13 protein-coding genes are annotated in these 11286 nt (G+C 71.3%); 4 read left to right on the plus strand and 9 right to left on the minus strand.

Annotated elements, in window-relative coordinates; all coding sequences use genetic code 11:
* Positions 1–46: 46 nt before the first annotated feature.
* The 4 genes from QFW96_RS02320 to pyrR form a co-directional block, all read right to left on the minus strand.
* Positions 47–565 carry a PH-like domain-containing protein gene (locus tag QFW96_RS02320; RefSeq protein WP_281453785.1) on the minus strand — a complete coding sequence of 173 codons (519 nt, stop codon included), beginning with the start codon at positions 563–565 and terminating at the stop codon, positions 47–49.
* On the minus strand, positions 565–1863 hold the full coding sequence (locus QFW96_RS02325) for a dihydroorotase (RefSeq protein ID WP_281453786.1): 1299 nt from the start codon (positions 1861–1863) through the stop codon (positions 565–567). The genes QFW96_RS02320 and QFW96_RS02325 overlap by 1 nt, the downstream gene beginning before the upstream one ends.
* Before the next feature lie 136 nt (positions 1864–1999).
* Positions 2000–2932: an aspartate carbamoyltransferase catalytic subunit gene (locus QFW96_RS02330; RefSeq protein WP_281453787.1), complete on the minus strand. Its 933-nt coding sequence runs from the start codon at positions 2930–2932 to the stop codon at positions 2000–2002.
* Complete coding sequence (gene pyrR, locus QFW96_RS02335) at positions 2932–3522, minus strand: bifunctional pyr operon transcriptional regulator/uracil phosphoribosyltransferase PyrR (protein WP_281453788.1); 591 nt, start codon at positions 3520–3522, stop codon at positions 2932–2934. Before pyrR ends, QFW96_RS02330 begins: the two co-directional genes overlap by 1 nt.
* A 288-nt stretch (positions 3523–3810) precedes the next feature.
* Between pyrR and bldD the strand changes: the two genes are divergently transcribed.
* The gene (gene bldD / locus QFW96_RS02340; protein ID WP_010311046.1) at positions 3811–4299 is read left to right on the plus strand and encodes a transcriptional regulator BldD; all 489 of its coding nucleotides are present in this window, start codon (positions 3811–3813) and stop codon (positions 4297–4299) included.
* 202 nt (positions 4300–4501) lie between these two features.
* Here bldD and nusB read toward each other — a convergent pair whose 3' ends face one another.
* The 3 genes from nusB to QFW96_RS02355 form a co-directional block, all read right to left on the minus strand.
* The gene (gene nusB / locus QFW96_RS02345; RefSeq protein WP_281453789.1) at positions 4502–4957 is read right to left on the minus strand and encodes a transcription antitermination factor NusB; all 456 of its coding nucleotides are present in this window, start codon (positions 4955–4957) and stop codon (positions 4502–4504) included.
* Positions 4954–5520: an elongation factor P gene (gene efp, locus QFW96_RS02350; protein ID WP_093423648.1), complete on the minus strand. Its 567-nt coding sequence runs from the start codon at positions 5518–5520 to the stop codon at positions 4954–4956. Before efp ends, nusB begins: the two co-directional genes overlap by 4 nt.
* Positions 5521–5603: 83 nt before the next feature.
* A complete protein-coding gene (locus QFW96_RS02355) occupies positions 5604–6701 on the minus strand; it encodes a M24 family metallopeptidase (protein WP_281453790.1) in 1098 nt (365 codons plus the stop codon).
* A 179-nt stretch (positions 6702–6880) separates the two neighbouring features.
* On the opposite strand from QFW96_RS02355, the gene QFW96_RS02360 reads away from it, so the two are divergent.
* A complete protein-coding gene (locus QFW96_RS02360) occupies positions 6881–7399 on the plus strand; it encodes a methylated-DNA--[protein]-cysteine S-methyltransferase (RefSeq protein ID WP_281453791.1) in 519 nt (172 codons plus the stop codon).
* Here the strand turns inward: QFW96_RS02360 and QFW96_RS02365 are convergent.
* Together QFW96_RS02365 and QFW96_RS02370 are read right to left on the minus strand one after the other, a co-directional pair.
* The gene (locus QFW96_RS02365) at positions 7343–8038 is read right to left on the minus strand and encodes a spermidine synthase (protein WP_281453792.1); all 696 of its coding nucleotides are present in this window, start codon (positions 8036–8038) and stop codon (positions 7343–7345) included. The genes QFW96_RS02360 and QFW96_RS02365 overlap by 57 nt on opposite strands.
* 47 nt (positions 8039–8085) lie before the next feature.
* Entirely contained in the window at positions 8086–9408 is a 1323-nt protein-coding gene (locus tag QFW96_RS02370) for an MFS transporter (RefSeq protein ID WP_281453793.1), read from the minus strand.
* Positions 9409–9479: 71 nt separating this feature from the next.
* Between QFW96_RS02370 and QFW96_RS02375 the strand changes: the two genes are divergently transcribed.
* Positions 9480–10421: a GlxA family transcriptional regulator gene (locus tag QFW96_RS02375; protein ID WP_281453794.1), complete on the plus strand. Its 942-nt coding sequence runs from the start codon at positions 9480–9482 to the stop codon at positions 10419–10421.
* Between the two features lie 99 nt (positions 10422–10520).
* The gene (locus QFW96_RS02380; protein WP_281453795.1) at positions 10521–11222 is read left to right on the plus strand and encodes a DUF4232 domain-containing protein; all 702 of its coding nucleotides are present in this window, start codon (positions 10521–10523) and stop codon (positions 11220–11222) included.
* Positions 11223–11286 lie beyond the last annotated feature (64 nt).

Consider the following 11286-nt stretch of genomic DNA (forward strand, 5'->3'; position numbering starts at 1 on the left):
TACCCCACACCCCGGTCGGTCGGATGAACAGCTTCGCGATCGTCGTTCATCCGTCCTCCCCGTGGTTCGAAGTCTGAGCGGGCAGGGCGCGAACCGCCTCGACCCACTCGGTCTGTGCTTGCTTGTCGTCGCCGCGGAATCCGGTGTCCAGCAGCTGTTCGCCGAGCCGCCAGGTCACCACCACCAGTCCTGCGCCGGGCACGACCTTGTTGGCCAGCTTGTGGTCCAACCGGGCGTCCACCACGGACTCGGCGGGGATCCACACCGCCGAGGCACCGTCGCGCTCGATCAGCAGGCCGGTGGCGTGCAGGTGCGCGGTGCCGTTGGCGCGGTGCCCGATGTCGCCGACCGCGATGCGGTCCTGCCAGTCATCGGCCTTGGTCGTGCCGATGTACATGCCGGTGGCGGGGGTGAGGGTCTCGGCGCCGGGGTCGGCCGGCCGCTCCGGGAACGGAGGCAGCTCGGCCTCCTGTCGTCGCGCTCGGGCCAGCCAGCCGCGTCGCATCCCGAAGAACACCAGCGCCGCCAGCGCGGCGAGCGCGAGCACCCACAGCGTGCGTTCCATCAGCGCCTCACCTTGCCCTCGTGCGCGGTGATCGCACCGCGCAGCAACGTCGCGACGACCCGACCGGGCAGCCGCATCCCTTCGAAGGGGGAGTTCTGTCCCAGGCTCGCGAGCTCGGCGGCGCGCACCGTCCACTCGGCGTCCGGGTCCACCAGCGCGAGGGTGGCGGGCTCGCCGACGGCGATCGGCCGCCCCTGGTCGGTCAGGCCGGCGATCTCGGCGGGGCGCTCGGAGAGCACCCGCGCCACACCGCGCCAGTCCAGCAGGCCGGAGCGCACCATCGTCCGCGTCACGATGCCCAGCGCGGTCTGCAGGCCCAGCATGCCCGGTTTGGCCGCGGACCACTCGCAGTCCTTGTCCTGGGCGGCGTGCGGGGCGTGGTCGGTGGCCACGCAGTCCACGGTCCCGTCGGCCAGCGCCCGGCGCAGCGCCAGCGCGTCGTCGTCGGTGCGCAGCGGCGGGTTGACCTTGTTGACCGGGTCGTAGGTCTGCAGCCGCTCGTCGGTGAGCAGCAGGTGGTGCGGCGTCACCTCGGCCGAGACCGAGCCGCCGGTCTCGCGGCCCTTGAAGAACCGCAGCAGCTCGGCGGTGCCCGCGGTGGAGACGTGGCAGACGTGCAGCGTGCCTCCGGTGTGCGCGGCCAGCAGGCAGTCCCGCGCGACGATCGACTCCTCGGCCGGGGCGGGCCAGCCCGCCAGACCCAGCCGGGCGGCGTTGGGGCCCTCGTGGGCCTGCGCGCCGACGGTCAGCCGCGGTTCCTCGGCGTGCTGGGCGACGAGCCCGCCGAACGAGCGGGTGTACTCCAGCGCCCGGCGCATCAGCAGCGGGTCGTGCACGCACTTGCCGTCGTCGGAGAAGACCCGCACCTCGGCGGCGGAGTGGCGCATGGTGCCCAGCTCGGCGAGCTTCTCCCCTGCCAGGCCGACGGTGACCGCGCCGACCGGGTGCACGTCGACCAGGCCGATCTCGCGGCCCCGGCGCCACACGTGCTCGACGATCACCGCGTTGTCGGCGACCGGGTCGGTGTTGGCCATCGCGAACACGGCCGTGTAGCCGCCCAGCGCCGCGGCCGCCGAGCCGGTCTCGATCGTCTCGGCGTCCTCCCGGCCCGGCTCGCGCAGGTGGGTGTGCAGGTCCACGAAACCGGGCAGCGCGACGGCCCCGGAGCCGTGGACGATCTCGTCGGCGTCGGCGGACAGCTCCGCGCCGATCTCGGCGATGAGCCCGTCCTCGACGAGCACGTCGACCGGCTCGCCCTCGCCGTAGGGGCGCACGTCCTTGATCAGTACCCGGCTCATGCGCAACCCGCCTCTCCGCGATTCACAGTTGTGGTTTCGTACCGCTCAACGTCTCGATTCGCGGCTTCTCGTGGTCGGCTCGCGTCACGTTCCCCTGAGGTGAGGTCGAGCACGGCTGAAGTGGCGACAAGAGCGCTCATGCGGCGAGCTCCTCTCCCGCGAGCAGGTGGTAGAGCACCGCCATCCGCACGTGCACGCCGTTGCCGACCTGCTGGGTGATGGCGGCGCGCGGCGAGTCGGCGACCGACGGCGCGATCTCCATGCCGCGCAGCATCGGGCCCGGGTGCAGCACGACCGCGTGCTCGGGCAGCTTCGCCAGCCGCTTCTCGTTGAGGCCGTAGGCGATCGAGTACTCGCGGGCCGACGGGAAGAACCCGCCGTGCATCCGCTCGGCCTGCACCCGCAGCAGCATGACCGCGTCCAGGCCGGGCAGCTCCGGGTCGAGGTCGTGGCGCACCTCGGCGCCCCAGTGCTCGATGCCGGTGGGCACCAGCGTGGGCGGCGCGATGAGCGTCACCTCGGCGCCCAGCGTCCGCAGCAGGTGCACGTTGGACCGCGCGACGCGGCTGTGCAGCAGGTCGCCCACGATGCCGATGCGGCGCCCTGAGACGTCCCCCAGGCGCTCCCGCAGGGTCGCCGCGTCCAACAGGGCCTGGGTGGGGTGCTCGTGCATCCCGTCGCCCGCGTTGACGACCTGGGTGCCGTCGGCCTCCAGCCACTCCGCGAGCCGGTGCGCGGCCCCCGAGGCCGGGTGCCGGATGATCACGCAGTCGGCGCCCGCGGCCGACAGGGTCAGCGCGGTGTCCCGGAGGGACTCGCCCTTGCCGACCGAGGAGCTCGACGCGGAGACGTTGATCACGTCGGCGCTCATCCACTTCCCGGCGACCTCGAAGGAAACCCTGGTCCGGGTGGAGTTCTCGTAGAACAGCGTCACCACGGTGCGCCCGCGCAACGTCGGAAGCTTCTTCACCTCGCGCCCCAGCAGCGTCTGCTTGAGCGTGTCGGCGGTGTCGAGCACGGCGGTCGCGTCGGCGGCGGGAAGGCCCTCGGTGGACAGCAGGTGGCGCATCACACCTCCTCCTGTGCCTTGTGGATCACCACTCGGTCCTCGCCGTCCGTTTCGGACAGCTGCACGGCCACGTCCTCGCTGCGGGAGGTCGGGATGTTCTTGCCGACGTAGTCCGCGCGGATCGGCAGCTCGCGGTGGCCGCGGTCGACCAGCACGGCCAGCTGGACCGAGCGGGGGCGGCCCTGGTCGCGCAGGGCGTCGAGGGCGGCGCGCACGGTGCGGCCGGAGAAGAGCACGTCGTCGACGAGCACGACCAGCTTGCCGTCGAGACCCCCGGGCGGGAGGTTCGTGGGCTCCAGCGGCCGGTTGGGCTGGGTGCGCAGGTCGTCGCGGAAGAGCGTGATGTCGAGGGTGCCGACGGGCACCGTCACCCCGCTGAACTCGCTGATCTTGTCGGCGAGCCTCCTGGCCAGCGGCGTTCCCCTGGTGGGGATGCCCAGCAGCACGACCGGCTCGTCGGAGGTGTCCAGCGCGGTCTTCTCGATGATCTGGTGCGCGATTCGGGCTATCGTGCGCGCAACGTCACCGGCGGAAAGCAGCTCCCGCTGCCCTGCCGGTTCCGCCGCGCTCGCCTGATGGCGAGACGCCACGGTGCGACCTCCTTCTCCGCCTCACTGGACGGGTCCTTAAAGGATGGTGTGTGAGCTGCCCCGCAATCCGGGTTCGGGATGAACCTGCGCATCACCGGGCTGACCCGTACGCTATCAGCGACAACGGGTCAATCGACCGGGTGGTGTGTTGGTCCTCGCCACATCGGCACCGAAGACCAACTTGACCTGGTGACGCTCGCGAGCGAACATTACTCTCCGTATCGATCTGAGCTTTGCTCCCCGGCCGCCGTTATCGGCTGACGGGGCGAACGAACGGAGAAACGCCACATGGGCGACTACGCCAAGGCGCTGGGCAGCAAACTCCGCGCTATCCGCCAGCAGCAGGGTCTGTCGCTGCACGGCGTCGAGCAGAAGTCTGGCGGACGGTGGAAGGCCGTGGTCGTCGGGTCCTACGAGCGAGGCGACCGCGCGGTGACCGTGCAGAAGCTGGCCGAGCTCGCCGATTTCTACGGCGTGCCGGTCGCGGAGCTGCTTCCCGAGGGCCGCGTGCCGTCGGGGGCCGAACCGGCCACCAAGGTCGTGATCAACCTCGAGCGCCTGCAACAACTGCCTGCGGAGAAGGTGGGTCCGCTGGCCCGCTACGCGGCCACGATCCAGAGCCAGCGCGGTGACTACAACGGCAAGGTGCTGTCCATCCGCACCGAAGACCTGCGTTCCCTGGCGATCATCTACGACATGACGCCGGGCGAGCTCACCGAGCAGCTCATCGACTGGGGTGTGCTTCCCCCTGAGGCGCGCCCTGCCCGCGAGGAGTGACATCACACCGATAAGAAGCGGACCGGGGCACCCAGCGGCGACGCCGCGACGGGTGCCCCTGGGCTTTTCAGCCCATCACCCGATCGGCCGCAGACGCGATCGACCGGTGCTCGCTCTGGGCAACGGCGGCCTACCGCCGATCGGGTGAGCGCGTGAAGAGGGGCACCCGCCATCGGCAGGTGCCCCTCTTCGCGGCTCGTGGTCAGTCGACCGGAGTCTCCTCCTGCTTCGGGAGGGTCTTGCGCAAGCGGTCCCGGATGCCGGCGAGGCGACCGAGGACGCCGTTGACGAAGCGCGGCGAGTCGTCGGTGGACAGGGCCCTGGCCAGCTCCACCGCCTCGTCGACGGCCACCACCGGCGGCACGTCGCCCTTCGGGCACCACAGCAGCTCGTAGAGGCCCAGCCGCAGCACCGCGCGGTCCACGACCGGCATCCGCGAGAGCGTCCAGCCCTCGATGTGCTGGGTGAGCAGCTCGTCGATCCGCTCCCGGTTCTCGGTCACGCCCTCGACCAGGATGATCGTGTAGTCCGGCACCGGCGGGGTCTCGGGCCCGCCGATCCGGTCGGACATGAGCGTGACGGCGTCGGTCTCGCGCAGGTCGGCCTCGTAGAGGAAGTCGACCGCGCGCTTACGAGCCTTGCTGCGCGAGCCGCTCATTTGGAGTTGACGCGGCTGAGGTACCGGCCGTCGCGCGGGTCGACCTTGACCTTGTCACCGGTGTTGAGGAACAGCGGCACCTGGATCTCGGCACCGGTCTCCAGCTTGGCCGGCTTGGTGCCGCCGGTGGAGCGGTCGCCCTGCAGGCCCGGGTCGGTGTGCTCGACGACGAGCTCCACCGAGGCGGGCAGCTCGACGTACAGCGGCGCGTCCTCGTGCCGGGCGACGACGACCTGGCTGTTCTCCAGCATGTAGTTCGCGGCGTCACCGACGACGTCGGCGGACACGCTGACCTGCTCGTAGGTGTCCGGCTCCATGAAGACGTAGTCGTTGCCGTCGTAGTACAGGTAGGTCATCTCGCGGCGGTCGACGTTGGCGGTGTCCACCTTCACCCCGGCGTTGAAGGTCTTGTCGACGACCTTGCCGGAGAGCACGTTCTTGAGGGTGGTGCGGACGAAGGCGCCGCCCTTGCCGGGCTTGACGTGCTGGAAGTTGACGACGGACCACAGCTGGCCGTCGAGGTTGAGCACCAGTCCGTTCTTCAGGTCGTTCGTGGAAGCCACGTGGGGGTTCTCCTGTGGTGATGGCTTGGTGTTGCGCCGGGCCGCAGCGGGGCTCCGGCGAAGTTCCGCGCACCCGTCGTGCGTCAGACTTCGACGAGCTCTTTGGTCGTCAGGGTGAGGAGCTCCGGCGTGCCTGGACGCACGACCAGTGTGTCCTCGATACGGACCCCGCCCCGCCCGGCCAGGTAGACGCCAGGCTCGACGGTGACCGCCATCCTCCCGGCGATTCTACCGTCCCCGCGCTGCGACAACGTGGGCGCCTCGTGGATCTCCAGGCCCACGCCGTGTCCCAAGCCGTGCAGGAACCGCTCCCCGTACCCCGCATCGGTGATCACCTGACGGGCCGCGGAGTCGACGTCGCGGACCTCGGCGTCGACCTTCACGGCCGCCCGCCCGGCGGCCTGCGAGGCGCGGACGAGCTCGTAGATCTCCCGCTGCCAGTCGGCCGGCTTGCCCAGCACGACCGTGCGGGTCATGTCCGAGTGGTAGCCGTCGACCAGCGCGCCGAAGTCCATCTTGACGAAGTCCCCCGAGGTCAGGACCGCGTCGGTGGGCCGGTGGTGCGGGACGGCGGAGTTGGCGCCGGTGGCGACGATCGTCTCGAAGGACGGCCCGGCCGCGCCGTTGTCCAGCATCCGGGCCTCCAGCTCGCGGGCGACCTCCAGCTCGGTGCGCCCGGGGCGCAGCCCGCCGTGCTCGATGAGGTCGGCCAGCGCGCGGTCGGCGGCGGCGCAGGCCATCCGCAGCGCGTCGATCTCGGACTCGTCCTTGATCAGCCGCAGGTCCTCGACCACGCCCGGCGCGCGGACCAGCTCGGACTTGCCCGCGGCGTCGTCGAGCACGTCGCAGTTGTCGACGGTGACGTGCTGGGACTCGAAGCCGACCCGCCGGTAGACGGTCGCCTCCTCCCCGAGGCGCTGCGCCAGCGTCACGTCGCTCGCCCGGTCGATCACGCGCTCCAGGTCCGGGACCTGCTCCTCGGCCTGGGTGAGGTAGCGGCCGTCGGTGCAGAACACCGTGCGGTTCTCGTCGGCGGCGTGCACCACCAGCGCGGCGTTGGACCCGGTGAACCCCGTCAGGTAGCGGATGTTGAGCAGGTCGGTCACCAGCAGGGCGTCCAGATCCCGCTCCCGCAGTCGGCTGCGGAGCGCGTCTCGTCGATGGGCGTGCGTTTCGGACATGTTCGGAGCCTAACCCCCAGGGCAGCGGTGCGACCCGCGTCGAGCGGCCGTTTGCTGAAAGCCGCCAGGACCTTGCGCCCCGAACCCGGCCCGTGCAACTCGGGTGCGCGGAAATTCGCAGGTGAGCGGATCTTTGCGCGTTCGCCGGAGGTGTCGGTGGCGGCCGCTATGGTGGGGTCGTGGAGCTGACGTGGAGCACCGTGTCGGGGCCGGTCGGGGAGATCACCGCCGTGGCCTCCGGCACCGGCGTGCGTCACGTGGCCTTCGCCGGTCCCGACGTCGCGCTGGCCGAGTTCCCGGGGGCCGAGCCCGGCGGGCTCGCTGCCGAGGCGGCCGGGCAGCTCGGCGAGTACTTCACCGGGCGGCGCAAGGAGTTCCGGATCCCGATCGACTGGACCGGCCTGGACGGACTGCGCGCGCACGTGCTCCGCACGCTCCTGGAGCTGGTCCCCTTCGGCGAGACCGTCAGCTACAAGGGCCTCGCGGAGCTGTCCGGCAGGCCCGAGGCCTCGCGAGCCGTCGGCACGATCATGGGTTCCAACCCCGTGCCGCTGATCGTGCCGTGCCACCGGGTGCTGGCCTCCGGAGGCGGGCTCGGCGGGTTCGGCCCCGGGCTGGAGGCCAAGCGGAAGCTGCTGGTGCTAGAGGGAATCCTGGAACCCAGCCTGCTGGAGCTGGACCTGGTGCGCGACGAATAGGTGGTAGGTCGTCTCGCGCTGCCCCAGGGTCACCGGGATCGCCCGCTCCTCGGCCTCGCCGAAGACCTCGCGCATCGCGGCGAGCAGGTCCGGCGAGGTGTCGGCCGACCACACCGCCAGCGTCCCGCCCGCGGCGAGCTTGTCCCGGCATCGGCGCAGGAACGGCGAGTCGTAGAGGGCCGAGTTCTCCTGGTAGACGAGGAAGTCCGGGCCGTTGTCGACGTCGAGCAGCAGCACGTCGCAGCAGCCGTCGGGTTCGGCGTCGAGGACCTCGGCGACGTCGCCGACGGTGACCCGCACCCGCTCGTCGGCCAGCGCCGCCGCGGTGTCGGGGACCAGTCCGGCGCGGTGCCAGTCGAGCAGGTCGGGTTCGATCTCGACCACGTGCGCCTCGGTGACCCGCGCGTCGATCAGCACCTCGCGGAGGGTGAAGCCGAGCCCGAGGCCCCCGATGAGCACCCGCAGGCCGTCACCGCGGTCGAGGCGCCCCAGGGTGGTGGCGGCCAGCAGGCGTTCGGTCTCGGTGTGCGCGGTGTCCATCACGAAGACGCCGTTGACCCGCAGCTCCAGCGCGTCGTCGCGGCGCATCAGCACGAGCTCACCGCGCTCGCCGACGGCACGGGCGAGAAGCTCAGACATGGTTGTCGAGACTACCGGGGCCGTTCCCCCGCACGCTGGTGCGTGCCTCAGGAACCCGCCCGAGCCGGAGTCACGTCCCGGCCTGGGTCGGGCCTCCCGCGGGCGTTTCTCCGGATCGAGACGGAGAAGGCCGTCGCCAGCAGGCAGAGCGCACCCGACCCGTACCAGGCGAGCGCGTAATCGCCGAACAGGTCCCGGATCAGCCCGGCCCCGCCGGCGACGACCGCCGCCCCCACCTGGTGCGAGGCGAACACCCAGCCGAACACCACCGAGGCCCGCTCCCCGAAGTGCTCGCGGCACAGCGCCATCGTCGGCGGCACCGTCGCGACCCAGTCCAGGCCGTAGAAGACGACGAACAGCACCATCTCCACGCCCGGTTCCGGCGCGAACAGCTGCGGCAGCACGAACAGCGACGCCCCGCGCAGCGTGTAGTAGACGGCGAGCAGGACGCGCGGGTTGATCTTGTCGGTGAGATGGCCCGACGCCACCGTTCCCAGCACGTCGAAGACCCCGATGACCGCGAGCAGTCCGGCGGCCGTGGTGGTGGGCATCCCGTGGTCGTGCGCAGCGGGCACGAAGTGCGTGTTGACCAGTCCGTTGGTGCTGGCCCCGCAGATCGCGAAACCGCCCGCCAACAACCAGAAGACAGGGTTGCGCGCGGCCGCGAGCAGGGTCCTGATGGCCACCATCGCGGGATTTCCCCGCTCCCGCGCGGGTTCCGGCTCGTCACCGGTGGCGCCGTAGGCGGCCACGCCCGCGTCGCGCGGGCGTTCGCGCATGACGAGCCGCACGAGGAGCGCGACCAGCAGCGCGGCGGCGGTGATGGTCAGCGAGGCCGCGCGCCAGCCCCAGTCGGCCACCAGCATCGCCTCCACCGGGAGGAACACCAGCTGCCCGGTCGCACTGGCCGCGGTGAGCACCCCGCTGACCAGCCCTCGCCGAGCCACGAACCAGCGGTCGACCACGGTGGACACGAACGCCAGCGCCATCGACCCGGTGCCGAGCCCGACGAGCAGACCCCAGCACAGGATCAGCTGCCACGGCTCGGTCATGAACACCGTCAGCCCGCTGCCGACTCCCACCAGCAGCAGCGCGGAGACCGCCACCCGGCGGATCCCGAAGCGCGCCATCAGCGCGGCCGCGAACGGGGCGGTCAAGCCGAACAGCAGCAGGTTCAGCGACACCGCCACCGAGATCAGCCCGTGCGACCACCCGAACTCCCGGTGCAGCGGATCCATCAGGACGCCGGGTGCGGACCGGAACGCGGCGGCCCCCATCAGCGCGACGAACGCGACAGCGGCGATCGACCAGGCGGGGTGCACCCCCAGCACTCGACTCCACAGCACTCGACTCCACAGCACTCGAACCATGCCGTTCAGCCTGATCGCGCCGTGATCCGCGAACCAGTGGCCGGAGAGACAACATGTGGGAAGATTCGGCCATGCATCGGATCGCAGTGCTGGGCGTGGAGACCGTCGTCGGGTTCGACCTGGCCATCCCCCCGCAGATCTTCGCGGGCACCACCGGACCGGAGGGCGAGCTCTACGACGTGCGGGTGTGCAGCATCGACGGCGGCCCGCTGCCCACCACCAGGGGTTTCTCCGTGCTGCCCGAGTGCGGGACGGACGCGCTGCGCGAGCCCGACACGGTGATCGTGCCCGGCGTCGACACCGACGACTTCACCGAGGACCCCAAGATCACCGACTACCTGCGCGGGTTGCCCCGGGGCACGCGGATCATGTCGATCTGCACCGGAGCCTTCGTGCTCGCCGCCGCGGGCCTGCTCGACAGGCGACCGGCCACCACGCACTGGGCGCACGCCGAGCGGTTCGCCGAGATGTTCCCGCAGGTCGAACTGCGTCCGGACGTGCTGTTCGTGGACGACGGCGACGTGCTGACCTCCGCGGGCGTCGCCGCCGGGATCGACCTGTGCCTGCACGTGATCCGCTCCGACCACGGCAGCGAGATCGCCAACCGCGCGGCGCGGCGCAACGTCGTCCCGCCCTGGCGCGACGGCGGGCAGTCGCAGTTCATCGAACGACCGCTGCCCTCCCCCGGCGTCCACGGCACCGCCCCGACCCGGGAGTGGATGCTGCACCGGCTCGCCGAGCCGCTGACGCTGGAGGACATCGCGGCGCACGCGGGAATGAGCGTGCGGACCTTCACCCGGCGGTTCCGGGATGAAGCCGGGACCTCACCGCTGGACTGGCTGCTCGGGCAGCGCATCGAGCACGCACGGCACCTGCTGGAGCGCACCGACCTGCCGATCGAGGAGGTCGCGATGCGGTCCGGGCTGAGCACGGCGACGTCGCTGCGCAAGCACCTGCGGGCCAAGCTGGGCATCGGACCGGCCGCCTACCGGCGGACCTTCCACCAGGACTAGTTACCGCCGCTCACGAGCGGGGCAACCTCGGGAGTGGATGTGCGTCTTCTCAGTTGAGAGATCGACCCGCTGGGGGTTCGACTGAGAGGGGCGAGAGCCATGACTCGGACGAGGATCATCGTGGCGGCGACCGCGGCGCTGCTGATCGCAGGCCTGAGCGCCTGCGACGAGGACGGGTCCGCGGGGGCGTCCGGCACCGTGATCAACGACGCCGCGCCGGAGACGACGCAGGCGCGGACCGAACCGGCGCCGACGGAGGAGACCGGGCCGGACCAGGCGGAGTCCGGCGGGACCGGGTCCGGCGAGCAGGGGTCGGGCGAGGCGACCACCTCCCCGGACGGGAGCGCGCCGGACGAGGAGCCATCGTCGCAGGTGTGCAAGGTCGCGGACCTGGCCGTGACGGTGCAGTACGTCGACTCGGCCGCCGGGACCGTGCACCAGGCGCTGCGGTTCACCAACACGGGCAACCGCACCTGCGAGATCCAGGGCTTCCCGGGCGTTTCCTACGTCGGCGGCGATGACGGCCACCAGATCGGCAAGCCCGCGGGCCGCTCCGGCGACAAGGGCCCGGCGATCACCCTCGACCCCGGTTCCCAGGCCTGGGCCCCGCTGGCGGCCCCGCGTCCGGAGAACTACGACGAGGCCACCTGCCGACCTCAGGAGGCCCGGGGCTTCCGCGTCTACCCGCCCCAGGAGTACGACTCGGTCTTCGTCCCCCTCCCCCTCACCGCGTGCTCCAACACCGAGGCCGTCGGCAACTTCCTCACGGTCCGAACCCTCCAAGAGGGCTCCCCCTCCTGAAGTTCCTCGCCTCCCGAAGTTCCTCGCCTCGCGTGCGGCCGTGCGCCACCAGGGGACAGTTTTA

It is taken from the genome of Saccharopolyspora ipomoeae, from assembly GCF_029952525.1.
Lineage (GTDB): Bacteria > Actinomycetota > Actinomycetes > Mycobacteriales > Pseudonocardiaceae > Saccharopolyspora > Saccharopolyspora ipomoeae.

Excerpts from the sequence above, each read along its gene's own strand:
- QFW96_RS02320 (WP_281453785.1), bottom strand. The coding sequence starts at position 565 with ATGGAACGCACGCTGTGGGTGCTCGCGCTCGCCGCGCTGGCGGCGCTG.
- QFW96_RS02325 (WP_281453786.1), bottom strand. The coding sequence starts at position 1,863 with ATGAGCCGGGTACTGATCAAGGACGTGCGCCCCTACGGCGAGGGCGAG.
- QFW96_RS02330 (WP_281453787.1), bottom strand. The coding sequence starts at position 2,932 with ATGCGCCACCTGCTGTCCACCGAGGGCCTTCCCGCCGCCGACGCGACC.
- bldD (WP_010311046.1), top strand. The coding sequence starts at position 3,811 with ATGGGCGACTACGCCAAGGCGCTGGGCAGCAAACTCCGCGCTATCCGC.
- nusB (WP_281453789.1), bottom strand. The coding sequence starts at position 4,957 with ATGAGCGGCTCGCGCAGCAAGGCTCGTAAGCGCGCGGTCGACTTCCTC.
- QFW96_RS02355 (WP_281453790.1), bottom strand. The coding sequence starts at position 6,701 with ATGTCCGAAACGCACGCCCATCGACGAGACGCGCTCCGCAGCCGACTG.
- QFW96_RS02365 (WP_281453792.1), bottom strand. The coding sequence starts at position 8,038 with ATGTCTGAGCTTCTCGCCCGTGCCGTCGGCGAGCGCGGTGAGCTCGTG.
- QFW96_RS02370 (WP_281453793.1), bottom strand. The coding sequence starts at position 9,408 with ATGGTTCGAGTGCTGTGGAGTCGAGTGCTGTGGAGTCGAGTGCTGGGG.
- QFW96_RS02375 (WP_281453794.1), top strand. The coding sequence starts at position 9,480 with ATGCATCGGATCGCAGTGCTGGGCGTGGAGACCGTCGTCGGGTTCGAC.
- QFW96_RS02380 (WP_281453795.1), top strand. The coding sequence starts at position 10,521 with ATGACTCGGACGAGGATCATCGTGGCGGCGACCGCGGCGCTGCTGATC.